Genomic DNA, 23,867 nt, shown 5'->3' on the forward strand with positions numbered 1-23,867 from the left:
TTGGGGACAAAAAATCGGCGGCAAGTATGGAGAAAGCGGGTAGGCAATGCAACGACACATGCCGATACAATCCGGGCTGGGAAGCCCATTGGACAAGGATTTGCGGCTATGCCGACCCGCTTTCCCGGCAGGTTGTCGAGGCCGATCGAGTTGCGCGAAGAAGGGAATCGCCTTGGAGTTGTGCAAAGTGGCGACTGCGAGAGAGCTTAGCCGAAGTCAACGGGGGGAGGGTGCAACTGGTCGGGGAGGTGCGACACTGGGTCGCACTATATAAAGGAAGGGGTGGACACATCCCTGTGTCCCTGGCATCCGGCTCAAGGATGCCTTTTGCGCGGCGAGCAGTTCGGCCCGGTGGGCGTCGCTGTCGGGTGGGGCGCCGCATCCCTGCGTCGCCCCGTCCTCTTCACTGCTACTGGGCGGCGACTGCTTCTGCCTTGTGGGACAGGCTGTAGACGTACGCCGCCAGGATGTGGACCTTGTCTTCACCCAGGTATTCAAGCTGGGCGGGCATCTGGCCGTTGCGGCCATAGCGAATGGTCTGTTGCAGCTGGGCGAGGCCGGAGCCGTAGATCCAGCCAGCCGGGTGGGTCAGGTCCGGCGCGCCCATGGCCGGGGTTCCCTTGCCCTCGGCGCCGTGGCAAGCGGTGCAATTGACGGCGAAGAGCTTCTTGCCGGCCTCCAGGTCGGCCTGGGCGCCTTCCGGCAGCTTCAGCCCGGCCAGGTCCTGGCGCACGTAGGCGGCCACGTCCCTGACACCGCTGTCACCCAGGATCTCGCCCCAGGCCGGCATCGCGGCCATGCGGCCGTGCAGGATGGTGGTGCGGATAGCATCCGGTGCGCCGCCCCAGCGCCAGTCGCCGTCGGTAAGGTTGGGGAAGCCCATGGCGCCCTTGGCGTCGGAGCCGTGGCAGATGGAGCAGTAGGTCGAGAACAGGCGACCGCCCATTTTCATGGCGCTCGGGTCCTTGGCCACCTCTTCGACGGACATGGCGGAGTAGCGGGCGAAGATCGGGCCGTACTGCTGCTCGGCCTTGTCCACTTCACGCTGCCATTGGGCGACCTGGGTCCAGCCGTCGGCGTAGCCCGGGAACAGGCCTTTCCAGTTGCCCAGGCCCGGGTAGAGCACCAGGTAGCCGGCCGCGAACACCAGGGTGCCGATGAAAAGCAGGAACCACCATTTGGGCAGGGGGTTGTCGTACTCCTCGATGCCGTCGAAGGCATGGCCCATGGTCTGGTCCGTGGGGCCTTTCGATTCGCCCTTGCGGGTGGCGAAGATCAGCCACAGCAGTGCCAGCAGGGTGAAGAGAGTGAGCAGGGATATGTACCAGCTCCAGAAAGTGGTCATGCGCGGTTGCTCCTAGAATCATTCCGGTCATCGTCGGCGAAGGGCAGGTTCGCGGCTTCGTCGAAGGCGGCCTTGCGCTTGCCGCTGTAGGCCCAGCAGATCACGCCGAGGGTGGCGACCAGCACCAGCAGGGTGCCGAGGCCACGCAGGGTTCCGATATCCATGGGGCTACCTCTTGTTCTTCACGGCGGTGCCCAGCACCTGGAGGTAGGCAACCAGCGCGTCCATCTCGGTCTTGCCCTTGACCGCCGCCTGGGCGCCGGCTACGTCGTCCTCGCTGTAGGGCACGCCGAGGGTCTGCAGGGCACGGAGCTTGGCCGCGGTGTCCTTGCCATCCAGGGTGTTCTCCACCAGCCAGGGGTAGGCGGGCATCTTCGACTCGGGGACAACGTTGCGCGGGTTGTACAGGTGCGCGCGGTGCCAGTCGTCGGAGTAACGGCCGCCCACGCGGGCCAGGTCCGGACCGGTACGCTTGGAGCCCCACAGGAAGGGGTGGTCCCAGACGCTCTCGCCGGCGACCGAATAGTGGCCGTAGCGCTCGGTCTCGGCACGGAACGGACGGATCATCTGCGAGTGGCAACCGACGCAGCCCTCGCGGATGTAGATGTCGCGGCCTTCCAGTTGCAGGGCGCTATAGGGCTTCATGCCCTCCACCGGGGTGTTGGTCACGTCCTGGAAGAACAGCGGCACGATCTGTACCAGGCCACCGACACTGACCGCCAGGATCATGAACAGCGCCAGCAGGCCGACGTTCTTCTCGAGTTTCTCGTGCTGCTTCATCAGTGGGCTCCTTGCGGGATGGCGGCTTCGGCGTCGTAGGCGGACGAGGCCACGGAGCGGGCGGTACGCCAGGTGTTCCAGGCCATCAGCAGCATGCCGCTGAAGAAGATGGCACCGCCGATCACCCGGACCACGAAGCCGGGGTGGCTGGCTTCCAGGGCCTCGACGAAGGAGTAGGTGAGGGTGCCGTCCTCGTTGACCGCCCGCCACATCAGGCCCTGGGTGATGCCATTGACCCACATGGAGGCGATGTAGAGCACGGTGCCGATGGTGGCCAGCCAGAAGTGGGCGTTGATCAGCCCGACGCTGTGCATCTGCTCGCGGCCGAACACTTTCGGGATCAGGTGGTACAGGGAACCGATGGACACCATGGCGACCCAGCCGAGGGCGCCGGCGTGCACGTGGCCGATGGTCCAGTCGGTGTAGTGGGACAGGGCGTTCACGGTCTTGATGGCCATCATCGGGCCTTCGAAGGTGCTCATGCCGTAGAAGGCCAGGGACACCACCAGGAAGCGCAGGATGGGGTCGGAGCGCAACTTATGCCAGGCGCCGGAGAGGGTCATCATGCCGTTGATCATGCCGCCCCAGGACGGCGCCAGCAGCACCAGGGACATCACCATGCCGAGGGACTGGGCCCAGTCCGGGAGGGCGGTGTAGTGCAGGTGGTGCGGACCGGCCCAGATGTACACCGCGATCAGCGCCCAGAAGTGGACGATGGACAGGCGGTAGGAGTAGACAGGGCGCTCGGCCTGCTTGGGCACGAAGTAGTACATCATCCCGAGGAAACCGGCGGTCAGGAAGAAGCCCACCGCGTTGTGGCCGTACCACCACTGGATCATGGCATCGGTGGCACCGGCGTACAGGGAGTAGGACTTGGTCAGGGTGACCGGGATCTCCAGGTTGTTCACCAGGTGCAGGATCGCCACGGTCAGGATGAAGCCGCCGAAGAACCAGTTGCCCACGTAGATGTGCTTGGTCTTGCGCTTCATCAGGGTGCCGAAGAAGACGATGGCGTAGCTGACCCAGACGATGGTGATCAGGATGTCGATCGGCCATTCCAGCTCGGCGTACTCCTTGGAACTGGTCCAGCCCAGTGGCAGGCTGACGGCCGCCAGCACGATCACCAACTGCCAGCCCCAGAAGGTGAAGGCGGCGAGCCTGTCCGAGATCAGCCGCGTCTGGCAGGTACGCTGCACGGCGTAATAGGAGGTGGCGAACAGTGCGCAGCCGCCGAAGGCGAAGATCACCGCATTGGTATGCAGTGGTCGCAGGCGACCGAACGAGGTCCAGGGAAGGTTGAAGTTGAGTTCCGGCCACGCCAGCTGGGCTGCGATGAATACGCCGAGCCCCATCCCGACGATTCCCCAGACCACCGTCATGATGGCGAACTGGCGGACCACCTTGTAGTTATAGGCGGTGCTGCTTGCTGTGCTCATGTTATGGGCTTCCGTCCACGGTTTTTGGATTGCGGGGCAAGCATGGTGAAAGCCCTTCGGGTGACTATTGATCTGGGTCAATCGCCCCTGTTTGATGGAGATGTCGCAATGTTGTTGTGGAACAGGCCTTCAGGCCCGGTAGCCGGTACCCTCATCCTCGCCCATGGCGCGGGGGCGCCGATGGACAGCGAGTTCATGGAAGAAATGGCGCGGAAGCTTGCGGATCGCGGGGTTGCGGTGGTTCGTTTCGAGTTTCCCTACATGGCGGCAAGGAGGAGCGACGGACGCCGTCGGCCGCCCAATCCCCAGGCCCAGTTACTGGCCTGCTGGAGGGAAGTCCACGCGCTGGTGCGACGCCAGGTCACAGGGCCGCTGGCCATTGGCGGCAAGTCCATGGGGGGGCGCATGGCCAGCCTGCTGGCGGACGAACTGGGTGCCGATGCGCTGGTCTGCCTGGGCTATCCCTTCCACGCCGTTGGCAAGGCGGACAAGCCTCGGGTCGCCCACCTCGCGGACCTCAGGACGCCCACGCTGATCGTCCAGGGGGAGCGCGATCCCATGGGGGACCGGATGACGGTGGCGGGGTACAGCCTGTCGGATGCCATCAGGCTGCACTGGCTGGTGACCGGCGACCACGACCTGAAACCGCTCAAGGCCTCCGGTTTCACCCACGAGCAGCATCTGCAGGAAGCCGCCGACAGGGTGGCGGCCATTCTCGCCGGCTGATGCCCGATCGCTAGCGGCGGGCGGCCAGAAGGTCCAGCACGCCGCCCCCTTCCTTGACGGTCTGCAGGATCATCTCCGAACGGATATCGGTGACGCCGCTGGCACGGTTCAGGCGGTTCACGATGAAGTCGGAGAACTGCTTCAGGTTGCGCGCCTGGACCCGCAGCACATAGTTGCTGTGGCCGGTGACTATCCAGGCGCCCACCACCTCCGGCCAGCTGTGCAGCTGCTGGACGAAGCGCTCGTGCCAGCCCGCTTCGTCCTGGCGCATGGAAACATGGACCAGGGCCTCCAGTTCCACACCCAGGCGTTCGGCATCCAGCACGGGTCGATAGCCCCGGATGATGCCGTCGTCCTCAAGGTTGCGCAGCCGGCGCAGGCAGGCCGACGGCGACAGCGCGACCTTTTCCGCCAGTTCCTGATTGCTGATGCGTCCGTTCTGTTGCAGGCAGAGCAGGATGCGCAGGTCGGTGGTGTCGAGTGTCATGTGTGGAAAATTCTAATTTTGTTCTGGTGGATGAAAGATCCTGCGAAAGCAGGCCGCTTATGACGCAAAGATAGCACGATTATTCGATCGCCTTTGGTGGATGATTTTCTCGCTTCGGAGGAGATCGAATATGCACGATGGCAAGTCCCTGTGGGACATCACCCCGGCGCTGGACGCCAGCACCCCGACCTGGCCGGGTGACACGCCCCTCCAGGAAACCTGGTGCTGGCAGATCGACGAACACTGCCCGGTCAACGTGGGGCGCATCACCCTGTCGCCCCACACCGGCGCCCACGCCGACGCGCCCCTGCACTACGACGCAACCGGCCTGCCCATCGGCGCCGTGGACCTGGATCCCTACCTGGGGCCCTGTCGCCTCATCCATTGCCTGGACGCTGGCGGCCTCGTCCTTCCGGAACATCTGGAGTCCCGGTTGAAGGACACGCCGCCCCGGGTGCTGATTCGCACCTGGCGCCTGGCCCCCGTGCGCGCCTGGCCCGAGACCTTCACCGCCATCGCTCCGGAAGCCATCGAGCTGCTGGCGCGACACGGCGTGCGCCTGGTGGGGACCGACACGCCGTCGCTGGATCCCCAGGACAGCAAGGCGCTGGCCGCGCACCAGGCGGTCAGGCGCTCGCGTATGGCGATCCTCGAAGGGCTCCTGCTCGACGAGGTCGCACCTGGCGATTACGAGCTGATCGCCCTCCCGCTCAAGTTCACCCATCTCGATGCCAGCCCGGTTCGCGCCGTGCTGCGTCGCCTGCCTCTCTAGGAACCGACCATGACAACAAGAGACGACTGCCTGGCCCTCGATGCCCGTGATCCGCTCGCGGCCCTGCGCGAGGACTTCGCCCTGCCCGAAGGCCTGATCTACCTGGATGGAAACTCCCTGGGCGCACGCCCGAAGGCCGCGCTGGAACGTGCTCGCCAGGTGGTGGCCGAGGAGTGGGGCGATGGCCTGGTGGGCAGCTGGAACAGCGCGGGCTGGCGCGGCCTGCCGGAGCGGCTGGGCAACCAGCTGGCACGGCTGATAGGTGCGGGCGAGGACGAAGTGGTGGTCACCGACACCACCTCGATCAACCTCTTCAAGGTGCTGGTGGCCGCCCTGCGGGTGCAGGCCCTGCGCGATCCCTCGCGCAAGGTGATAGTCACCGAGCGCAGCAACTTCCCCACCGACATCTACATGGCCGAGGGGCTGGCCGACATGCTGCAGCAGGGTTACAGCCTGCGCCTCGTGGACAGCCCCGAGGCGCTGCCGGGCGCCCTGGGCTCCGACACGGCCGTGGTGCTGGTCACCCAGGTCAACTACAAGACCGGCTACCTGCATGATATCGGCGCCCTCACCGCCCTGGCCCACGAGTGCGGTGCGCTGACCATCTGGGACCTCTGCCACTCCGCCGGCGCCGTGCCCATCGACCTCAAGGCGTCCGGCGCCGACTACGCCATCGGCTGCACCTACAAGTACCTCAACGGAGGCCCTGGCTCACCGGCATTCGTCTGGGTGTCTCCCGCCCTGCGTGAGCAGGTCTGGCAGCCCCTTTCCGGTTGGTGGGGCCATGCCCGCCAGTTCGGTATGGAGCCGCGCTACGAGCCGGCGCCGGGAATCGGCCGCTACCTCTGCGGCACCCAGCCGATCACGTCCCTGGCCATGGTGGAGTGTGGTCTTGCGACCTTTGCCCGGACCGATATGCAGGCCCTGCGCGAGAAGTCGCTCGCGCTGACCGACCTCTTCATCGAACAGGTGCAAGCCCGCTGCGGGCGACATCCGCTGACCCTGGTGACGCCACTGGAACATGCCCGACGCGGCAGCCACGTGAGCTTCGAGCATCCCGAGGGTTACGCGGTGATCCAGGCCCTGATCGACCGGGGCGTCATCGGTGACTACCGCGAGCCCCGGATCATGCGCTTCGGCTTCACGCCGCTCTACACGCGCTTCACCGATGCCTGGGACGCCGCCCGGATCCTCGCCGAGGTGCTCGACGGCGAAACCTGGCGTGACGAACGCTTCCTGGCCCGCAAGCAGGTGACCTGATCCCGCCGCCGCACCGGGGCACCGGCCTGCCGGTGCCCAGTCTCGACCCCATAACCACAACAAGAGGTTGATGATGAAGCTGAAACGCCTTTCAGTGTCCCCGCTGTTGCTGCTCGCATGCGCAAGCCCCGGCCTGGTGGCCGAGGAGGCCACCCCGGGGTTCCGCGAGGACAGCCGACTGTTCCTCACCCAGCGCAATGTCTACTTCCACCGCAACCTGCTGAACAACCCCGGCGGGCAGAACTACCGCGAAGAATGGGCCCACGGGATGATGCTCGACTACCGTTCCGGGTACACCCGGGGCACGGTCGGCGTCGGGGTGGATGCCCATGCCTACCTGGGCCTCAAGCTGGACAGCAACCGCGCCCGTACCGGCACCGACCTGCTGCCCATGGGCTCCAGGGGGCGTCCCGAGGACGACTACTCCGAGCTGGGCGCGGCGGTGAAGCTTCGCGTGTCCCGCAGCGAGCTCAGGTATGGCAGCCAGGCGCCCATGAGCCCGGTGTTCGGCACCGGCAACGCCCGGCTCTTCGCCCCCATGGCCATCGGCTTCTCCCTTTCCAGCCAGGAGCGGGATGACCTGCTGCTGGACGCCGGCCACTTCACCTCGGGCAATGACGGCAATTCCACCAACAGCGATGGTGCCCTGAAAGCCCTGTACGCCCAGACCGAGACCCGTCGGGTGGACTACGCCGGGGCGAACTGGACGCCCGGGGAGAGCACCCGCCTCTCGGTCTACGCATCCCGCTTCGAGGACATCTGGCGGCAGTACTACGCCAGCGCCAGCCAACGCCTGGACCTGGACGACCTGCGCGCCCTGACCTTCGACCTCAACCTCTACCGCACCCTCGACCAGGGCCGCGCGAAGGCCGGAGCGATCGACAACACCACCGGCTCCCTGTCGGTCCGCTACAGCCAGGGGCCTCACGCCCTGACCCTCGCCCATCAACGGGTCCGGGGTGACGAGCCGTTCGACTACCTGGGCTTCGACCGCCAGCCCGGAACCTCCATCTACCTCGCCAACTCCGTGCAGGTGCTGGACTTCAACGCACCCAACGAGCGCTCCTGGCAGCTGCGCTATGACCTCGATCTGGCGCCCTTCGGCGTCCCCGGCCTCTCCTTCATGACCCGCTATGTCAGGGGCGATCAGATCGACGACAGCCAACGCCGGGGCGGCAGCGCCTATCAGCGCTATGGCGAGGATGGCAAACGCTGGGAGCGCGACATCGAGCTGCGCTATGTGGTGCAGGCGGGGGCCGCCAAGGACCTGTCGATTCGCCTGCGCCAGGCGAGCATCCGCGCCTCTTCCCAGGTCAACCAGGCGGACACCGCCGACAACAACGAACTGCGGGTGATAGTCGAATACCCGTTGCAGCTCCTCTGACGCCTGCCACAACGACAAGACCCCAAGAGGCAAGAGAATGACCAACAAGACTGGATTCGCCGCGATCGCGGCACGGGAGCAGGGGCTCAAGCGCCAGCTCACTTCGGCGCAGATGAGCATGATCGCCATCGGCGGCGCCATCGGCACCGGGCTGTTCATGGGCAGCAGCTTCGCCATCGGCTTCGCGGGGCCGGGCGTGCTCATCAGCTACGCCGTGGGCGCGCTCATCGCGCTGCTGCTGATGGGCTGCCTGGCGGAAATGACCGTCGCCCATCCCACCTCGGGCTCCTTCGGTGCCTATGCCGAGTACTACGTGGGCCCGCTGGCCGGTTTCCTCGTGCGCTACGCCTACTGGGCGGCCATCGTCCTGGCGGTGGGTACCGAGGTCACCGCCATCTCCCTGTACATGAAGTACTGGTTCCCGGATGTGGCCGGCTGGGTGTGGATCCTGCTGTTCTCCTCGGCGCTGATCCTCTCCAACGCGATCAGCGTCAAGGCGTTCGGGCACTTCGAGTACTGGTTCTCCGCCATCAAGATCAGCGCGATCCTCGCCTTCATCCTGCTGGGCGCCTGGCTGGTGTTCGGCGGCGCGAACCCCGAGTACGGCTTCCACCATTACGTGGCGCACGACGGCTTCCTGCCCAACGGCCTCTCGGGCGTCTGGGTGGCGGTGATCATCGCCATCTTCAGCTACCTCAGCATCGAGATGATCGCCGTCGCGGCCGGTGAGGCCGAAGAACCGGAAGTGGCCGTGAAGAAGGCCTTCCGCGTGACCATGATCCGGCTGGTGGTGTTCTACATCCTGACCCTGGCGCTGATCCTCGCCATGGTGCCCTGGGACCAGTCGGGCAAGGGTGCCCAGAGCCCCTTCGTCAGCGTGATGCAGCAGGTGGGCATCCCCGGCGCCACCGGCATGATCAACTTCGTGATCCTCGTGGCGGCGCTTTCCGCCATGAACAGCCAGCTCTACACCACCACGCGGATGATGTTCAGCCTGTCCCGCGCCGGTCATGCGCCCCGGGCCATGGGACGCCTGAGCGATTCGGGCATCCCCTTGAATGCCCTCGCGCTGTCTTGCACCGGCATCGCCCTGGCCACCCTGGTCAACCTGGCCTTCCCCGAGGAGTCCTTCATGCTGATGATGGCCATCTCCATCTTCGGTGCGCTATTCGCCTGGATGATGATCTTCCTCACCCACTATCGCTTTCGACGCTATCACCAGCGCCGGGGCGGGCTGGCGCTGTCCTTCCGCATGTGGGGCTTTCCCTATGCGACCCTGCTGGGCCTCTTCCTGATGCTGGCGATCCTGGTGACCACCGCTTTCGTGCCGGCCTTCCGCATGACCCTGGTGTTCGGCGTGCCTTTCCTGGCGGGACTGGCGCTGGCTTACCAACTGTACTTGCGCCCCCGGGAGAGAGTGGCCGCCGGGAAGGAACAGGGAGCCTGAGCATCGAGCCCGCGCTGTCGGGCCCGGGCCAGGCCCCGAGCGGGTGGTGTCAGGTGCGAATGCATGCGCAGGAACAGGGACGTTCCTGACAGGACAACCAGCCGCGGGCTCGTGGCAAGGCAAGCAGACTGCGAGGTCCACCACTTACAGGGAAGGACAACGCAATGGACCTTGTGCAGGAAGCCTTGCCGGTCGTCATCTACCAGCGGGAAGGGGAAAGCGTCACCGAGGTGCGCCTCGAGGGCGGGACGGTTTGGTTGACCCAGCGCCAGATGGCGGAGTTGTTCGACACCAGTTCCGATAATGTCGGCTTGCACCTCAAGAACATCTACGGGACTGGAGAACTGGAGGAGTCGACAACTACCGAGGATTACTCGGTAGTTCAGCGGGAGGGCCGCAGGCAGGTGACCCGAGTGATCAGGCACTACAACCTGGATGCAATCATTTCCGTCGGTTATCGCGTCAACTCCAGGCAGGGCACCCACTTCCGCATCTGGGCCAATCGCGTACTGAGGGACCACCTGGTACGCGGCTACAGCCTCAACCAGCGGCGCCTGGAGGCCCAGCAGGAGCGGATCGGGCAGTTGCAGAAGACCCTCACGCTGTTCCGCGAAGGGCTGATCGACCAGGCCGGCCTGACCGAAGCGCGCGGGCTGGTCAGTGTCATCACTGGCTACGCGCGGACCTTCGTACTGCTGAACCAGTTCGACAGCGAGCGGCTAGGGCGTGACGGATTCGCCGAGAACATCCGCTACCTGATCGACCCGGCCGATGCCTTCGAGGGAATCGCGGCGCTCAAGGCGGACCTGATGGCGAAAGGGGAGGCCAGCGATTTGTTCGGGCGGCCGAAGGATGAGAGTTTCGAGGGTTTGCTGGGGAACATCGTCCAGTCCTTTGACGGACAATTCCTCTACCCGAGCATCGAGGAACAGGCGGCGAACCTGCTTTACCTGGTGATCAAGAACCACCCGTTCACCGACGGCAACAAGCGCATCGGCGCCTTCCTCTTCATCTGGTTCCTGCGGCGCAACCGGCACCATCTGAAGTCGGATGGTGAGCTGAAGATCAACGACAACGCCCTGGCCGCCATTGCGCTGCTGGTGGCCCAGAGCGATCCCCGGCAGAAGGACCTGATGGTCCATCTGGTCATGAACCTGATCCTGGGCTGATCCAGGGCGGGATCCAGAAAGGCCCCGAGGGGCCTTTCGTTTTTTCCGGGGTCAGCGATTGAACCGATCGACCAGGGAGTATTGCCCCTGGGCGGTGTGGGTCAGTTCCTCGCTGAGCAGGGCCGTGCGCTGGGCTTCTCCGGAGGTCTGGTCGGCCAGTTGGGCGATGCTGCTGATGCTCTGGTTGATCTGCTCGGCCACCGCGCTCTGTTCCTCGGTGGCGGCGGCGATCTGGTCCGCCATGTCGGTGATCCTGGCCACGGCCTCGCTGATGCCCACCAGTGCGTTATCGGCCTGGAGTACGCGCTCGACGCCTTCGTCGGCCTGGCGACGGCCGTTCTCCATGGTGAGCACGGCTTCGTCCGCGGTCCTCTGCAGCTGGGCGATCAGCTGGTGGATCTGCCCGGTGGACTCGGCGGTGCGCTGGGCCAGTTGGCGAACCTCGTCGGCCACTACCGCAAAACCACGGCCCATCTCGCCCGCCCGTGCGGCTTCGATTGCCGCGTTCAGCGCGAGCAGGTTGGTCTGGTCGGCAATGCCCTTGATGACGTCCACCACGCCGCCGATTTCGTTGCTGTCCTGGGCCAGTCGGGTGACGGTCTCGCCGGTCTCGCCCACGGAGCGGGACAGGCGTTCGATGGCCTCGCGGGTTTCCGCTGCGATCTGGCGGCCCTGGCCGGTGAGGCGGTTCGCCTCCTGGGTGGCGTCGGCGGTGCGCTGCACATTGTTCGCCACTTCCTGGGTGGTGGCGGCCATCTGGTTGACCGCAGTGGCGACCTGCTCGGTCTCCACGCGCTGGCGCTCCAGCCCTTCGGAGCTGTTGTGGGCCAGGGTATCGGCCTGGCGTGCCTGCTGGGTCAGGTGCTCGGCGGTGTCCTGCAGCCGGGTCAGGCAGGTCTTCAGGCGGGCTTCCTGGCTGAGCATGGCCATTTCCAGCCGTCCCTGGACGCCACGGCTGTCGGTGTACATCTGTGCGATCAGCGGGTCCGAGGTGGTCTGTTCGGCGAGGTGCAGCAGGCGCTTGATGCCCCGGTTCTGCCAAGCCAGGCCCACCAGGCCCAGGGGGACCGAGAGCAGGGCGGCCAGCAGGAAGCCCCAATGGGAGTTGAGCCAGACGCCGATGAGGAAGGCGATCTGGCTGATGAGGATGAACGGCAGCCAGTCCTGCAACACCGGCAACCACTTGTCCCGATTGGGAATGGCGGCCTTGCCGGCATTCAAGCGCTTGTAGAGTGCTTCGGCGCGACGCACCTGTTCGGCGGTGGGTTTGATCCGCACCGACTCGTAGCCGACGATCTGGCTGCCTTCGAAGATGGGCGTGACGTAGGCATTGACCCAGTAGTGATCACCGTTCTTGCAGCGGTTCTTCACGATGCCCATCCACGGGCGGCCTTGCTTGAGGGTGCTCCACATGTGCCCGAAAACGGCCGGGGGGACATCGGGGTGACGCACGAGGTTGTGGGGCGACCGAATCAGTTCTTCACGGCTGTAGCCGCTGATTTCCACGAAGGCCTCGTTGCAATAGGTGATGATGCCCTTGCTGTCCGTGGTGGAGATCAGACGCTGTTCGGTGGGGAAGCTGCGTTCCCGTTGGGTGATCGGTTGGTTGTTTCTCATGGTGTCCTTCCGCAAGGCTTACAGCATCTATCGGCATCCAGGCCACAAGGTTGAGCCCTTTTTCGGGGCGCTAGTCTAATCGGAATCGATTCCGCACGGTTTATGGCTTTTTGCCTTCGGACACTGGCTGGGCGGCCTGTACCCCGGTGAGCCCGGGGAACCACGTCCTGGGGACCGTGCCATGGGGCACCGGTTCTGCTCGTGACGATGGAGATTCGGCGGGGATGCCCCTTCCGGGAGCCCGGAGCGAGTCCGGGCTCCACGGACATGGACGCCTGATCAGGGGCTCAGCAATTGCCGCAGGACGTAGTGCAGGATGCCGCCGGCCTTGAAGTATTCCACTTCGTTCAGGGTGTCGATGCGGCAGAGCAGGCGAGCCTGATCGCGGGAGCCATCCTGGCGGCTGATTTCCAGGGTCAGTTCCATCTGCGGTTTGAGGTTCGCGCCATCGAGCCCAAGGATCGCCAGGGTTTCCTGGCCTGTGAGGTTGAGGGTCTTGCGGTCGTCGCCATCCCTGAACTGCAGGGGCAGCACCCCCATTCCCACCAGGTTGGAGCGGTGGATTCGCTCGAAGCTTTCGGCGATCACCGCCTTGACCCCCAGCAGGTTGGTGCCCTTGGCCGCCCAGTCACGGGATGAACCCGTGCCGTATTCCTTGCCGGCCACTATGACCAGGGGTGTGCCCTCGGCCTGGTAGCGCATGGCGGCGTCGTAGATGGCCAGCTTGTCGCCGCTGGGCACATGGAGGGTGTTGCCGCCTTCCTCGCCTCCGAGCATCTCGTTGCGAATGCGGATGTTGGCGAAGGTGCCGCGCATCATGACCTCGTGGTTGCCGCGCCGCGAGCCGTAGGAGTTGAAGTCCGCAGGCTGCACACCCCGCTGCTGCAGGTAGCGGCCGGCGGGGCTGTCGGCCTTGATGTTGCCGGCCGGGGAGATGTGGTCGGTGGTGACCGAGTCTCCCAGCAAGGCCAGGATTCGGGCATCGCGTACATCCTCCACCTTGGGCGGGGCTCCGGTGATGTCGTTGAAGAAGGGTGGGTGCTGGATATAGGTGGAGTCGGCCTGCCAGGCGTAGGTGTCTGACTCCGGCACCTGGATCGCGCGCCATTGCGCATCGCCGGTGAAGACTTCGGCGTATTCCTTGCGGAACATGGCGGTATCCACCTTGGCGATGGCCTCGGCGATCTCCGTCTGGCTGGGCCAGATGTCACGCAGGTAGACGGGCTGCCCATCGCTACCCAGGCCCAGGGGTTGCCCGCCGAGGTCGATCCTGACGCTGCCGGCCAGTGCATAGGCCACCACCAGGGGAGGCGAGGCGAGCCAGTTGGCCTTGACCAGGGGATGCACCCGGCCCTCGAAGTTGCGGTTACCGGACAGTACCGAAGCCACCGTCAGGTCGGCCTGCTGGATGGCCTTCTCGATGGGCTCCAGCAAGGGGCCCGAGTTGCCGATGCAGGTGGTGCAGCCATAGCCCACGAGGTTGAAGCCCAGTTGGTCGAGGTAGGGGGTCAGGCCGGCGGCGCGGAAGTATTCGGTCACGACCTTGGAACCGGGCGCCAGGGAGGATTTCACCCAGGGCTTGCGCAGCAGGCCTTTCTCGACGGCCTTCTTCGCCAGGAGTCCTGCGGCCATCATCACGCTGGGGTTGGAGGTGTTGGTGCAGGAGGTGATGGCGGCGATGACCACGGCGCCGTCCTCCAGGCGGAAGGATTCGCCGTCGTCCAGTTTCACCTCGACGCTGTCGGCGCGACTGGCCCCTGCCGGGCTGAGCTGCAGGCTGATGAGGTCGTCGAAGGCACGGGGGACCTGGGGCAGGGCCACCCGGTCCTGCGGTCGGCGGGGGCCGGCCAGGCTGGCCTCGACGCTGTCCAGGTCGAGCGCGAGTGTGTCGGTGAAGACCGGCTCGTGACCGGGCTCGCGCCAGAGTCCCTGGGCCTTGCTGTAGGCCTCCACCAGTTTCACCGTCTCCTCCGGCCGGCCGGAAAGGCGCAGGTAGCCCAGGGTGATGTCATCCACCGGGAAGAAGCCGCAGGTGGCGCCGTACTCCGGCGCCATGTTGGCGATGGTGGCGCGGTCGGCCAGGGGCAGGTCGGCCAGGCCGTCGCCATAGAACTCGACGAATTTCCCCACCACGCCTTTCTTGCGCAGCATCTGGGTCACGGTCAGCACCAGGTCGGTGGCGGTGATGCCTTCCTTCAACTTGCCGGTGAGCTTGAAACCGATCACCTCGGGTATCAGCATCGACACCGGCTGGCCGAGCATGGCCGCCTCCGCCTCGATGCCGCCTACGCCCCAGCCGAGCACGCCGAGGCCGTTGATCATGGTGGTGTGGGAGTCGGTGCCCACCAGGGTATCGGGGAAGGCCCAGGTCAGGCCGTCCTCTTCGCGGGTCCAGACGGTGCGCGCCAGGTATTCCAGGTTGACCTGGTGGCAGATGCCGGTGCCCGGCGGCACCACGCTGAAATTGTCGAAGGCGCGCTGGCCCCAGCGCAGGAAGGCGTAGCGTTCGCCATTGCGCTGCATCTCGATGGCGACGTTTTCCTCGAATGCAGCCCGGGAGGCAAAGCGATCCACCATCACCGAGTGGTCGATCACCAGGTCCACCGGCGACAGTGGGTTGATCCGTTGCGGGTCGCCTCCCGCCTCGGCCACGGCGGCCCGCATGGCGGCCAGGTCCACCACCGCGGGTACGCCTGTGAAGTCCTGCATCAGGACGCGGGCCGGGCGGTACTGGATTTCCCGCTCGGAGCGGCGTGGGCCAAGCCATTCGGCGATGGCCTTGAGGTCGGCGGTGTTGACGGTTTCGTCGTCTTCCCAGCGCAGCAGGTTCTCCAGCAGGACCTTCATCGACATGGGTAACTTGTCGATGGGACCCAGTCGCTTGGCGGCTTCGGGGAGGCTGAAGTAATGGTAGGTCCTGTCGTCGATCACCAGGCTGCGGCGGCAATTCAGGCTATCCAGTGAAGGCATCGGATATCTCCTTGGGGCCCAAACGGCATGGGCCGGCTGCACGGACGGAGCTAAGAAAATTAGTCCCGATTGGCGGGGCTCGCCATCTGAACCGACTCCCCGCACCTGGGGAGGGTTCCGACGCCTTGGGTAGGCCGGCTGTAGAAATTTGCTCAGGGTGCTGTGTGAAAACCCGTGTGGCGCCACTATAGTGCGCGCCCAGGAGGACACCCCCATGAACACCCTGTTGTTGCACTGCCGCCCCGGATTCGAAGGGGAGGTCTGTGCCGAGATCGCCGAGCACGCCGCCCGACTGGAGGTTGCCGGCTACGCCAAGGCCAAGCCCCAAGGCGCATCCGCCGAGTTCGTCTGCAGCGAACCGGGCGGTGCCGAGCGACTGATGCGCAAGCTGCGCTTCAACCAGTTGATCTTTCCGCGCCAGTGGGCCCGCGGCGACTACGTGGCCTTGCCGGAGTCCGACCGTGTGGGCGCCTTGCTGGACGCCCTGGTGGACTATCCGGTGTGTGGCAGCCTCTGGCTGGAAGTGTTCGATACCAACGAAGGCAAGGAGCTGTCGACCTTCTGCCGCAAGTTCGAGAAACCACTTCGCGCGGCACTGACCAGGGCGGGGCGGCTTAAGGATGATCCGCAGCTGCCTCGCCTGCTGCTGACGTTTCGCAGCGGTCGCGAGGCGTTCGTCGGGCTTGCCGAAGCCGGCAACTCCGCCCTCTGGCCGATGGGGATCCCGCGTCTCAAGTTCCCGCGCGAGGCGCCCAGTCGATCCACGCTCAAGCTCGAGGAAGCCTGGCACCAGTTCATTCCACGTAACCAGTGGGATGCGCGTCTGGCACCGGGCATGACGGCCGTCGACCTGGGCGCGTCTCCTGGCGGGTGGACCTGGCAGTTGGTCCAGCGGGAGATCAAGGTGACCGCAGTGGACAACGGGCCCATGTCGGAAAACCTGATGTACTCGGGGTTCGTCGAGCACCAGCGGGCCGACGGATTCACCTTCAAGCCCCGCCGTCCGGTGAACTGGATGGTTTGCGACATCGTCGAGAAGCCGGCGCGCACCGCCGCCCTGATCGAGACCTGGCTGGGGGAGGGCTGGTGTCAGGAGGCCGTGGTCAACCTCAAGCTGCCGATGAAGCAGCGCTATGCCGAGGTCACCCGGTTGCTGGCGCGCATCGACGCGGGATTGAAGGGCCGGGGCCTGAAGGTGTCGATCGCCTGCAAGCAGCTCTACCACGACCGCGAGGAAGTGACCTGTCACCTGCGCAGGCTGTGATCGGTGGGCGCCATCCGTTCCGGCCAATAGCTCTGCTTGTGGCCCCGCGCCTGGTAATCCGCGGCCAGGCGTTCGGCCTGCGTGCGGGTCAGGCCGCCTTGCATGACGAACTCGTTGCCGTTGTCGTCCAGTCGCTTGACGCACCAGTCGTGTTCCGTGGGATCTGTCATGGCGCCTCCTGGAAAAAAGCCATGCTGCGCCGACTTTCACCTGACGGCCAGGGCGCGCGCGGACTAGGGGCTGGTGGCGCCGATCCCGGGCGCGCGGGACCGCGCCCGGACGTCGCTGCGAGCGTCTCAAGGCTGGGCGCAGTGCCGGCTTTGCGCCACAATAGCCGCCAGTTTACGGAGTGCCCCATGTCCCAACAGCCTGATGCCATCCTCGACGCCACCGGCCTGAACTGCCCCGAGCCGGTGATGATGCTGCACAACAAGGTGCGTGACCTGCCGGCCGGCGGCCTGCTCAAGGTCATCGCCACCGACCCCTCGACGCGCCGCGATATCCCCAAGTTCTGTGTCTTCCTCGGGCACGAGTTGCTGGACCAGTCGGAAGAGGCCGGAACCTACCTCTACTGGATTCGCAAGAAGGCGGAATGATTCCCTGCCGGCACCTGTCCGGCAGGCAGCGAATGGGCCGCATCGAGCGGCCCATTTTCGTTCAGTCGCGAATCCTTCGCCTGGCGCTGCGCACCAGCCGCAGGCTGAGCATCGCCGCGGCGCAGGTCAGCCCCACCACCAGGCCCTGCCAGAGTCCCTTGGGCCCCGTCGCCTCGCCCAGCCAGTCGGTCAGGCCCAGTGCGTAGCCCACCGGCAGGCCGATGCCCCAGTAGGCGAAGAGGGTGAAGACCATGGTGGCGCGGGTGTCCTGGTAGCCCCTCAGTGCGCCGGCGGCGGCCACCTGGATGGCGTCGGAGAACTGGAAGAGCGCCGAGTAGACGATGAGCCCCGCCGCCACGGCGATCACGGCCGGGTCCGGCGAGTACATCTTCGCGATCAGCTCCCGGCCCAGCAGCATCAGGCTGGCGGACAGGCAGGCATAGGCCAGCGCCACGCCGATGCCCACGCCGGCGGCGAATCGCGCGGCCCGGGGTTCGCCGCGTCCCAGCGCCTGGCCCACGCGGACGGTGATGGCCATGGACAGTGCATAGGGGATCATGAAGACCAGGGCGCTGAAGTTCAGCGCGACCTGGTGCCCGGCCACGACTGTCGCACCCAGTCCACCGATCAGCAGCGCGATCACGGCGAAGATGCTGGATTCGGCGAAGATGGCGATGCCAATCGGGAGCCCGATGGCGAGAAAACGGCCGATCGCCGCCAGTTGCGGTCTGTCGAAGCGTTCGAACAGGCCGCTCGGCTGGTAGACCGGGGTGCGGATCACCCACCCCAACATGCCCAGCATCATGAACCACATCACGATACCGCTGGCCCAGCCACATCCCACGCCGCCCAGCGCGGGCATGCCGAGGTGGCCGTGGATCAGCACATAGTTCAGGGGAATGTTCAGCATCAGCCCCGAGAGGCCCAGCACCATGCTGGGGCGCGTCCGGCCCAGGCCGTCGCTGAAGCAGCGCAGCACGTAGTACAGCGCCACAGCGGGAAAACCGAAGGCGATGCCCTGGAGATAGCCCATGGCGGGCGCGACCAGCTCAGGGGCGACGCCCATCAGCTCCAGGATCGGCCGGGCGCTGAGCAGCACCAGGGCGCCGGCCAGTCCCACCGCCAGCGCCAGCCAGAGGGCCTGGCGAACCAGTGGACCGATTTCCGCTTCACGGTTGGCGCCGAAGCGCTGGGCGACCTTGGCGGTGGTCGCCAGCAAGGTGCCGGTCATCAGCAGGAAAACCGGAATCCAGATGGAATTTCCGAGGGCCACAGCGGCCAGGTCGCGGGGGCTGACGCGACCGGCCATGACGGCGTCGACGAAGCCCATGGCGGTGTTGGAGAGCTGGGCCACCATGATGGGGGTAGCCAGCCGGAGCAGTGCGCGCAACTCGGTGGTGGCGCGGCTGACGCGGGTCTCCGCGGATTTGACGGATAGTTCCATAGCGATACGTCGTCCACCGGGCACTCCGGTGGCGTCCATGCATGAGGTCAATGTTCAGATTCGGGGCGCTGCCTGGTCGCGACGGGCTCGCGACGGTGCACTGTCCCAGCCTTTGCAAGAGAAGCTGCCGGCGGAACGGGACGTGGAGGCGGAGAAGGCGTCCATCTTACGCGCTGACGAAGTGGTCAGGAAAGAGGATCGATGAGCCGGAGGGCGGGGGATTGCGTAGAATATCCGCCTCTCAGCCGGAGCCTGCCATGCGAATAGTTGCCGACGAAAACATCCCCCTGGTGGACGCCTTCTTCGGCGCCCTGGGCGACATACGCCGTCTTCCCGGACGGGCCATCGACGCGGCCGCCCTCGGCGACGCCGACCTGCTGCTGGTGCGCTCGGTCACTCGCGTCGACCGGGTCGCGCTGCAGGGTAGCCCGGTGCGATTCGTGGGCACCTGCACCATCGGCACCGATCACCTGGACCTCGACTACTTCTCCGAAGCCGGCATCGCCTGGTCCAGTGCGCCCGGCTGCAATGCCCGGGGCGTGGTGGACTATGTACTGGGGAGCCTGCTGGTGCTGGCGGAAGACGAGGGCGTCGACCTGGCATCCCGCACGTTCGGCGTGGTGGGGGCTGGCCAGGTGGGCGGGCGCCTGGTTGAGGTGTTGCGGGGGTTGGGGTGGACGGTGCGGGTCTGCGATCCGCCGCGCCAGGCCGCCGAAGGCGGGGATTACGTCGATCTGGAGACCATCCTCCGGGAATGCGACGTCATCAGTCTGCATACGCCGCTGACCACCAGTGGCGAGCACGCCACTCGCCACCTGCTCGACGCCCGCCGCCTGGAGCGGCTGCGGCCGGGCGCCTGGCTGGTGAACGCCAGCCGTGGCCCGGTGGTGGATAACCTTGCGCTTCGTGAGCTATTGGGGCGCAGAAGGGACCTGAGCGCGGTACTGGACGTCTGGGAAGCTGAACCGCTGGCCGACCCTGAGCTGGCGCGTCTGTGCCGCATCGCCACGCCCCACATCGCCGGCTACAGCCTCGATGGAAAGCTGCGCGGAACGGCCCAGGTCTACCAGGCCTGGTGCCGCCACAGTGGGCAGGAAGCGCGCGTCAGCCTGGACGAGTTGCTGCCTCCGCCCTGGCTGGGGGAGCTCTGCCTGGACGCCAGCGCCGATCCACATTGGGCCCTGGCCACCCTGTGTCGGGCGGTCTACGACCCGCGCCGCGACGACGCGGATTTCCGCCGCAGCCTGGTGGGTGATGCGGCTCAGCGCCGCGCGGCCTTCGATGCCCTGCGCAAGCACTACCCCGTGCGCCGGGAGATCGACGGCCTGAAGGTACGGCTGCAGGGCGATGCTCCGACGCTGGCCGGAATCGTCCGCGCATTGGGCGCTGGGCTGGTGTGATGACGACGCTCGTCAGGCTGGCCTGCGCTTTCCGGGCTGCGGCTTGTCCAGAACCCGGCAGGCCCGCTGGATCATGGCTTCGATGATGGGAATCTCGCGGCCTTCGGCGTCGATGATGGCGCCGACAAAATGAAAGACCGAACCATCGCGGCAGTAGGGGTGCCAATCGCGATGGCCGGGTTCTGTTGAATGGCCCCGTCGATGGGGCTGGCGCTCAATTCGAGGTAAGCATGTCCACCTTTCATATGGGCCTGATCATCAATCCCCTGGCCGGCCTGGGTGGCCCCGCAGCGCTCAAGGGCAGCGACGGGGTCGCCGGCGAAGCCCTGGCCAGGGGGGCCGAACCACGCGCGGCAGCGCGTACACGGCTGGCCCTGGAATGCCTCCTGCCGCTGGCGGGGCGTATCGAGTTCCTGACCTTTCCCGGCCCCATGGGGGCCGACCTGCTGGCGGAAATGGGCTTCGCACACCGGGTATCGGGGCAACTGCAGGGGGCCGCCACCTGTGCCGAAGACACCCGCGAGGCCGTAAGGGCGTTGCAGGACGCGGGGGTCGCCCTGATTCTGTTCGCGGGGGGCGATGGCACCGCTCGGGACGTCAGCAGCGTGATCCGCGAAGGGCAGCCGGTGTTGGGAATTCCAGCCGGCGTGAAGATTCATTCCGGCGTCTATGCCATCAGCCCGCGGGCTGCCGGTGAACTGGCTCGACGACTGGTGGAAGGGGGCCTGGTGCGCCTGGCCAGCGGCGAGGTGCGCGACCTGGATGAGGCGGCGCTGCGTGAGGGGCGCGTGGCGGCACGCTGGTACGGCGAGCTGACCGTTCCCGAGGAAGGGCACTTCATGCAGCACGTGAAGCAGGGTGGCGTGGAGTCGGAGGAGTTGGTGCTGGTGGACCTCGCCGACTGGCTGGCCGATACCTGGGAGGAGGGCGTGCGCTATGTGTTCGGGCCGGGATCGACGCTTCACGGCCTGGCCGCCAACCTGGGGCTGGAGACCACCCTGCTCGGCGTGGATGTGATCGAGAACGGCGCGGTGCTGGCCCGCGATGTGACCGAGGCGCAGTTGTTCGAACTGGTGGCCGAACACCCGGCGCGCCTGCTGGTGACTGCCATCGGCGGCCAGGGCCACATCATCGGTCGCGGCAACCAGCAGATCAGTCCTCGTGTATTGCGCGCCATCGGTCTGGATCATCTGAGGGTCGTGGCGACCAAGCGCAAGCTTGGAACACTGGAGGGCCGGCCGCTCCTGGTGGACAGTGGCGATCCGGATCTGGATGCGGCGTTTCCGGATGCGGTTCGGGTGTGGGCCGGTTACAAGGAGGAGCTGCTCTATCCGCTGGGATGGGGCGACGGGGCCTGAGCGCGTTCACCGGCCCCCTGGGAGATCAGCTACCATCGAGGCACTTTCCCCTGAATGCAGGAGCATCGAGATGGATGCCGATCGGTACCCGCCTCATGTACGTCCCGGCGAGCGCGTCGTGCTCTTCGATGGTGTGTGCAAGCTCTGCAATGGCTGGGCGAAGTTCCTGATCCGTCACGACCGGTCCCGGGTCTTCAAGCTCGCCTCGGTCCAGTCCGCCGAAGGGCAGGCGATCCTGCGCTGGTTCGACTTGCCCACCGACCGTTTTGAAACCCTGCTTTACGTCGAAGGGTGCGAGCTGCATGTCCGCTCCGACGCCATCGCTCGGATCCTGCGCCAGTTGCCCGCGCCCTGGCCGTTGCTGGCGAGTTTTCGTTTCCTGCCCCGGGCGATGCGTGATGGGTGCTATGACCGCGTCGCCCTGAACCGTTATCGCCTGTTCGGCCGGCATGAGGCTTGCTTGTTGCCTTCCCCCGACCATGAGGGGCGATTCCTGCATGCCGAACGTTCCTTTCAACGTAAGGGTTGAATCCCTGCATGGCATCCTTCCTCTCGTCACGCCAGCGCAATGCGCTGCGCATGGCGGCGCGTTTCGTCGCCCCCTACCGTTGGCGGGTTGTCGGCGCGCTGCTGGCATTGCTTTTCACCGCTGGTATCACGCTGTCCATGGGCCAGGGGATTCGCCTGCTGGTGGACCAGGGGCTGGCGACCCAGTCCGAGGCCGCCCTGCGCCATTCCATCCTGCTGTTCTTTCTGTTGGTGCTGGCACTGGCCATTGGGACGTTCACCCGCTTCTACCTGGTGTCGTGGATTGGGGAGCGCTTTGTCGCGGATATCCGCAAGCGGGTCTTCGATCACCTGATCGAACTTCATCCGGGCTTCTATGAACACAACCGCGCCTCGGAGATCCAGTCGCGTCTGACCGCCGATACCACGTTGCTGCAGACGGTGATCGGCTCGTCCCTTTCCATGGCGCTGCGGAACGGGATCATGCTGGTGGGCGGCATCCTGCTGTTGTTCGTCACCAACCCCAAACTCACTGGAATCGTGTTGCTGGCGCTGCCGCTGGTGCTGGCGCCCATCCTGGTGTTCGGGCGGCGGGTGCGGCGTCTGTCACGGCAGAGCCAGGACCGCATCGCCGATGTGGGCAGCTACGTGGGGGAAACACTGGGCCAGATCAAGACGGTGCAGGCCTACAACCACCAGGCCCAGGATCGGCTGCGCTTCGCCCATAGGGTGGAGGGCGCATTCGAGGCCGCGCGTCGGCGCATCACCCAGCGCGCCTGGCTGATCACGCTGGTGATCGTGCTGGTGCTGGGAGCTGTCGGGGCCATGCTCTGGGTCGGGGGCTCGGATGTGATCGCCGGGCGCATCTCTCCCGGTGACCTGGCGGCGTTCGTCTTCTACAGCCTGATCGTCGGCGCCGCCTTCGGTGCCATCAGTGAGGTGATCGGCGAGCTGCAGAGTGCGGCGGGAGCGGCGGAGCGAATCGCCGAGTTGCTGCAGGCACGCAACGAGATTTTTGGCCCTTTGGAGGGGCGAGTAGCGCTTCCTGCGCGGGTCAGCGGTCGCCTCGAACTGGAAGCGGTACGTTTCGCCTACCCCGCAAGGCCCGATCTTCCGGCCCTGGACGGAGTCAGTCTGGCGGTGCGTCCCGGCGAGACCCTGGCCCTGGTGGGGCCCTCGGGGGCTGGGAAGTCCACTGTGTTCGAGTTGCTGCTGCGCTTCTTCGACCCCCAGGAAGGCGTGATCCGGGTAGAGGGTACGGATATCCGGCAGCTCGAGCCGGCTGACCTGCGCCGCTCCTTCGCCCTGGTGTCGCAGAATCCAGGGCTGTTCTATGGGCGTATCGAGGACAACATCCGCTATGGCCGCCCGGGCGCGACGGATGCCGAGGTGGAGGCTGCAGCCCGCGCGGCCCACGCCCATGAGTTCATCAGCCGCTTGCCCGAGGGCTACCGTACCCATCTGGGGGAAGGCGGCCTGGGGCTGTCGGGCGGACAGCGGCAGCGATTGGCCATTGCACGGGCGCTGCTGGTGGATGCGCCTGTCCTGCTGCTCGATGAAGCGACCAGTGCGCTCGATGCGGAAAGCGAGCACCTGATCCAGCAAGCCTTGCCGGCCTTGATGAGCGGACGTACGACTCTGGTGATCGCTCACCGGCTGGCAACGGTGCAGAATGCCGACCGTATCGCCGTGATGGAGCGGGGCAGGGTGGTTGCAGTCGGCCGCCATGCGGAGCTGGTGGTCAGCAGCCCGCTCTATGCGCGGTTGGCGGAATTGCAGTTCGGCCGTCGCCCGGAAGGAGAGCTGGAGTCCAGCCCGGAGTGAATCGTGGGGGCCGGAAGGACTGGGGGCTGATGCGCGGGAATGAAAAAAGGGGATGCCGATTGGCATCCCCTTTTTCAGTTC

General features: G+C 66.0%; 22 protein-coding genes. 12 read left to right on the top strand and 10 right to left on the bottom strand.

Translation table 11 applies throughout. The annotated features are described in order from the left end of the window. Nucleotides 1-409: 409 nt before the first annotated feature. From ccoP to ccoN, 4 genes are read right to left on the bottom strand one after another with little or no spacing between them, the layout of a single operon-like run. Nucleotides 410-1,345, bottom strand: a complete 936-nt coding sequence (gene ccoP, locus KF707C_RS09445) for a cytochrome-c oxidase, cbb3-type subunit III (protein ID WP_004422264.1) — start codon at nucleotides 1,343-1,345, stop codon at nucleotides 410-412. Further along, nucleotides 1,342-1,509 carry a CcoQ/FixQ family Cbb3-type cytochrome c oxidase assembly chaperone gene (locus KF707C_RS09450; protein WP_004422267.1) on the bottom strand — a complete coding sequence of 56 codons (168 nt, stop codon included), beginning with the start codon at nucleotides 1,507-1,509 and terminating at the stop codon, nucleotides 1,342-1,344. Before KF707C_RS09450 ends, ccoP begins: the two co-directional genes overlap by 4 nt. A gap of 4 nt (nucleotides 1,510-1,513) precedes the next feature. Then, complete coding sequence (gene ccoO / locus KF707C_RS09455; protein WP_004422268.1) at nucleotides 1,514-2,125, bottom strand: cytochrome-c oxidase, cbb3-type subunit II; 612 nt, start codon at nucleotides 2,123-2,125, stop codon at nucleotides 1,514-1,516. Beyond that, nucleotides 2,125-3,561, bottom strand: a complete 1,437-nt coding sequence (gene ccoN / locus KF707C_RS09460) for a cytochrome-c oxidase, cbb3-type subunit I (protein WP_004422270.1) — start codon at nucleotides 3,559-3,561, stop codon at nucleotides 2,125-2,127. The genes ccoO and ccoN overlap by 1 nt, the downstream gene beginning before the upstream one ends. A 42-nt stretch (nucleotides 3,562-3,603) precedes the next feature. Between ccoN and KF707C_RS09465 the strand changes: the two genes are divergently transcribed. Continuing rightward, nucleotides 3,604-4,287: an alpha/beta family hydrolase gene (locus KF707C_RS09465; RefSeq protein ID WP_394296141.1), complete on the top strand. Its 684-nt coding sequence runs from the start codon at nucleotides 3,604-3,606 to the stop codon at nucleotides 4,285-4,287. Nucleotides 4,288-4,297: 10 nt separating this feature from the next. Here the strand turns inward: KF707C_RS09465 and KF707C_RS09470 are convergent, their stop codons facing one another. Beyond that, the gene (locus KF707C_RS09470; RefSeq protein ID WP_004422274.1) at nucleotides 4,298-4,774 is read right to left on the bottom strand and encodes an Lrp/AsnC family transcriptional regulator; all 477 of its coding nucleotides are present in this window, start codon (nucleotides 4,772-4,774) and stop codon (nucleotides 4,298-4,300) included. A 130-nt stretch (nucleotides 4,775-4,904) separates the two neighbouring features. On the opposite strand from KF707C_RS09470, the gene kynB reads away from it, so the two are divergent. The 5 genes from kynB to rhuM all read left to right on the top strand — a co-directional run bounded on the left by kynB (nucleotide 4,905) and on the right by rhuM (nucleotide 10,806). After that, entirely contained in the window at nucleotides 4,905-5,546 is a 642-nt protein-coding gene (gene kynB / locus KF707C_RS09475; protein ID WP_004422276.1) for an arylformamidase, read from the top strand. 9 nt (nucleotides 5,547-5,555) lie between these two features. Further along, a complete protein-coding gene (gene kynU / locus KF707C_RS09480; RefSeq protein ID WP_004422279.1) occupies nucleotides 5,556-6,806 on the top strand; it encodes a kynureninase in 1,251 nt (416 codons plus the stop codon). Between the two features lie 73 nt (nucleotides 6,807-6,879). Next, the gene (locus KF707C_RS09485; protein WP_036994114.1) at nucleotides 6,880-8,190 is read left to right on the top strand and encodes an OprD family porin; all 1,311 of its coding nucleotides are present in this window, start codon (nucleotides 6,880-6,882) and stop codon (nucleotides 8,188-8,190) included. A gap of 37 nt (nucleotides 8,191-8,227) precedes the next feature. Next, nucleotides 8,228-9,637: an amino acid permease gene (locus tag KF707C_RS09490; protein ID WP_004422283.1), complete on the top strand. Its 1,410-nt coding sequence runs from the start codon at nucleotides 8,228-8,230 to the stop codon at nucleotides 9,635-9,637. A gap of 164 nt (nucleotides 9,638-9,801) precedes the next feature. After that, on the top strand, nucleotides 9,802-10,806 hold the full coding sequence (rhuM, locus tag KF707C_RS09495; protein WP_004422284.1) for a virulence protein RhuM/Fic/DOC family protein: 1,005 nt from the start codon (nucleotides 9,802-9,804) through the stop codon (nucleotides 10,804-10,806). A 51-nt stretch (nucleotides 10,807-10,857) separates the two neighbouring features. On the opposite strand, the gene KF707C_RS09500 is transcribed toward rhuM, so the two are convergent. Both KF707C_RS09500 and acnA read right to left on the bottom strand, forming a co-directional pair. After that, nucleotides 10,858-12,423 carry a methyl-accepting chemotaxis protein gene (locus KF707C_RS09500; RefSeq protein WP_004422286.1) on the bottom strand — a complete coding sequence of 522 codons (1,566 nt, stop codon included), beginning with the start codon at nucleotides 12,421-12,423 and terminating at the stop codon, nucleotides 10,858-10,860. Nucleotides 12,424-12,702: 279 nt separating this feature from the next. After that, nucleotides 12,703-15,393: an aconitate hydratase AcnA gene (gene acnA, locus KF707C_RS09505; RefSeq protein ID WP_004422288.1), complete on the bottom strand. Its 2,691-nt coding sequence runs from the start codon at nucleotides 15,391-15,393 to the stop codon at nucleotides 12,703-12,705. Nucleotides 15,394-15,607: 214 nt separating this feature from the next. On the opposite strand from acnA, the gene rlmM reads away from it, so the two are divergent. Continuing rightward, nucleotides 15,608-16,657 (top strand): 23S rRNA (cytidine(2498)-2'-O)-methyltransferase RlmM, encoded by a 1,050-nt coding sequence (gene rlmM, locus KF707C_RS09510; RefSeq protein ID WP_004422292.1) that lies wholly within the window; start codon nucleotides 15,608-15,610, stop codon nucleotides 16,655-16,657. On the opposite strand, the gene KF707C_RS09515 is transcribed toward rlmM, so the two are convergent. Then, nucleotides 16,639-16,827 (bottom strand): hypothetical protein, encoded by a 189-nt coding sequence (locus KF707C_RS09515; RefSeq protein ID WP_004422294.1) that lies wholly within the window; start codon nucleotides 16,825-16,827, stop codon nucleotides 16,639-16,641. The genes rlmM and KF707C_RS09515 overlap by 19 nt on opposite strands. A gap of 186 nt (nucleotides 16,828-17,013) precedes the next feature. On the opposite strand from KF707C_RS09515, the gene tusA reads away from it, so the two are divergent. Beyond that, nucleotides 17,014-17,253, top strand: coding sequence for a sulfurtransferase TusA (tusA, locus tag KF707C_RS09520; RefSeq protein WP_004422297.1), 240 nt, complete (start codon nucleotides 17,014-17,016; stop codon nucleotides 17,251-17,253). A 61-nt stretch (nucleotides 17,254-17,314) separates the two neighbouring features. On the opposite strand, the gene KF707C_RS09525 is transcribed toward tusA, so the two are convergent. Further along, nucleotides 17,315-18,697, bottom strand: a complete 1,383-nt coding sequence (locus KF707C_RS09525; protein WP_004422298.1) for an MATE family efflux transporter — start codon at nucleotides 18,695-18,697, stop codon at nucleotides 17,315-17,317. A gap of 257 nt (nucleotides 18,698-18,954) precedes the next feature. On the opposite strand from KF707C_RS09525, the gene pdxB reads away from it, so the two are divergent. Next, nucleotides 18,955-20,097: a 4-phosphoerythronate dehydrogenase PdxB gene (gene pdxB / locus KF707C_RS09530; RefSeq protein WP_004422299.1), complete on the top strand. Its 1,143-nt coding sequence runs from the start codon at nucleotides 18,955-18,957 to the stop codon at nucleotides 20,095-20,097. Nucleotides 20,098-20,109: 12 nt separating this feature from the next. On the opposite strand, the gene KF707C_RS30015 is transcribed toward pdxB, so the two are convergent. Continuing rightward, nucleotides 20,110-20,316, bottom strand: a complete 207-nt coding sequence (locus KF707C_RS30015; protein WP_331251408.1) for a PA1571 family protein — start codon at nucleotides 20,314-20,316, stop codon at nucleotides 20,110-20,112. An 11-nt stretch (nucleotides 20,317-20,327) separates the two neighbouring features. Between KF707C_RS30015 and KF707C_RS09535 the strand changes: the two genes are divergently transcribed. The 3 genes from KF707C_RS09535 to KF707C_RS09545 all read left to right on the top strand — a co-directional run bounded on the left by KF707C_RS09535 (nucleotide 20,328) and on the right by KF707C_RS09545 (nucleotide 23,786). Further along, entirely contained in the window at nucleotides 20,328-21,455 is a 1,128-nt protein-coding gene (locus tag KF707C_RS09535; RefSeq protein ID WP_004422300.1) for an ATP-NAD kinase family protein, read from the top strand. Nucleotides 21,456-21,525: 70 nt separating this feature from the next. Then, nucleotides 21,526-21,984 (top strand): thiol-disulfide oxidoreductase DCC family protein, encoded by a 459-nt coding sequence (locus tag KF707C_RS09540; protein WP_004422301.1) that lies wholly within the window; start codon nucleotides 21,526-21,528, stop codon nucleotides 21,982-21,984. A gap of 8 nt (nucleotides 21,985-21,992) precedes the next feature. Further along, complete coding sequence (locus tag KF707C_RS09545) at nucleotides 21,993-23,786, top strand: ABC transporter transmembrane domain-containing protein (RefSeq protein ID WP_004422302.1); 1,794 nt, start codon at nucleotides 21,993-21,995, stop codon at nucleotides 23,784-23,786. The last annotated feature ends 81 nt before the right edge of the window (nucleotides 23,787-23,867 follow it).

Source organism: Pseudomonas furukawaii, assembly GCF_002355475.1.
Taxonomy (GTDB): domain Bacteria; phylum Pseudomonadota; class Gammaproteobacteria; order Pseudomonadales; family Pseudomonadaceae; genus Metapseudomonas; species Metapseudomonas furukawaii.

What these genes read in the sequence shown, in the direction of transcription:
- tusA (WP_004422297.1), top strand. Translation starts at nt 17,014, where the DNA reads ATGTCCCAACAGCCTGATGCCATCCTCGACGCCACCGGCCTGAACTGC.
- kynB (WP_004422276.1), top strand. Translation starts at nt 4,905, where the DNA reads ATGCACGATGGCAAGTCCCTGTGGGACATCACCCCGGCGCTGGACGCC.
- rhuM (WP_004422284.1), top strand. Translation starts at nt 9,802, where the DNA reads ATGGACCTTGTGCAGGAAGCCTTGCCGGTCGTCATCTACCAGCGGGAA.
- KF707C_RS09470 (WP_004422274.1), bottom strand. Translation starts at nt 4,774, where the DNA reads ATGACACTCGACACCACCGACCTGCGCATCCTGCTCTGCCTGCAACAG.
- KF707C_RS09515 (WP_004422294.1), bottom strand. Translation starts at nt 16,827, where the DNA reads ATGACAGATCCCACGGAACACGACTGGTGCGTCAAGCGACTGGACGAC.
- KF707C_RS09490 (WP_004422283.1), top strand. Translation starts at nt 8,228, where the DNA reads ATGACCAACAAGACTGGATTCGCCGCGATCGCGGCACGGGAGCAGGGG.
- ccoP (WP_004422264.1), bottom strand. Translation starts at nt 1,345, where the DNA reads ATGACCACTTTCTGGAGCTGGTACATATCCCTGCTCACTCTCTTCACC.
- acnA (WP_004422288.1), bottom strand. Translation starts at nt 15,393, where the DNA reads ATGCCTTCACTGGATAGCCTGAATTGCCGCCGCAGCCTGGTGATCGAC.
- KF707C_RS09500 (WP_004422286.1), bottom strand. Translation starts at nt 12,423, where the DNA reads ATGAGAAACAACCAACCGATCACCCAACGGGAACGCAGCTTCCCCACC.
- ccoN (WP_004422270.1), bottom strand. Translation starts at nt 3,561, where the DNA reads ATGAGCACAGCAAGCAGCACCGCCTATAACTACAAGGTGGTCCGCCAG.
- rlmM (WP_004422292.1), top strand. Translation starts at nt 15,608, where the DNA reads ATGAACACCCTGTTGTTGCACTGCCGCCCCGGATTCGAAGGGGAGGTC.
- pdxB (WP_004422299.1), top strand. Translation starts at nt 18,955, where the DNA reads ATGCGAATAGTTGCCGACGAAAACATCCCCCTGGTGGACGCCTTCTTC.
- KF707C_RS09485 (WP_036994114.1), top strand. Translation starts at nt 6,880, where the DNA reads ATGAAGCTGAAACGCCTTTCAGTGTCCCCGCTGTTGCTGCTCGCATGC.
- KF707C_RS09545 (WP_004422302.1), top strand. Translation starts at nt 21,993, where the DNA reads ATGGCATCCTTCCTCTCGTCACGCCAGCGCAATGCGCTGCGCATGGCG.
- KF707C_RS09465 (WP_394296141.1), top strand. Translation starts at nt 3,604, where the DNA reads ATGGTGAAAGCCCTTCGGGTGACTATTGATCTGGGTCAATCGCCCCTG.
- KF707C_RS09525 (WP_004422298.1), bottom strand. Translation starts at nt 18,697, where the DNA reads ATGGAACTATCCGTCAAATCCGCGGAGACCCGCGTCAGCCGCGCCACC.
- KF707C_RS09535 (WP_004422300.1), top strand. Translation starts at nt 20,328, where the DNA reads ATGTCCACCTTTCATATGGGCCTGATCATCAATCCCCTGGCCGGCCTG.
- ccoO (WP_004422268.1), bottom strand. Translation starts at nt 2,125, where the DNA reads ATGAAGCAGCACGAGAAACTCGAGAAGAACGTCGGCCTGCTGGCGCTG.
- KF707C_RS09450 (WP_004422267.1), bottom strand. Translation starts at nt 1,509, where the DNA reads ATGGATATCGGAACCCTGCGTGGCCTCGGCACCCTGCTGGTGCTGGTC.
- KF707C_RS09540 (WP_004422301.1), top strand. Translation starts at nt 21,526, where the DNA reads ATGGATGCCGATCGGTACCCGCCTCATGTACGTCCCGGCGAGCGCGTC.
- kynU (WP_004422279.1), top strand. Translation starts at nt 5,556, where the DNA reads ATGACAACAAGAGACGACTGCCTGGCCCTCGATGCCCGTGATCCGCTC.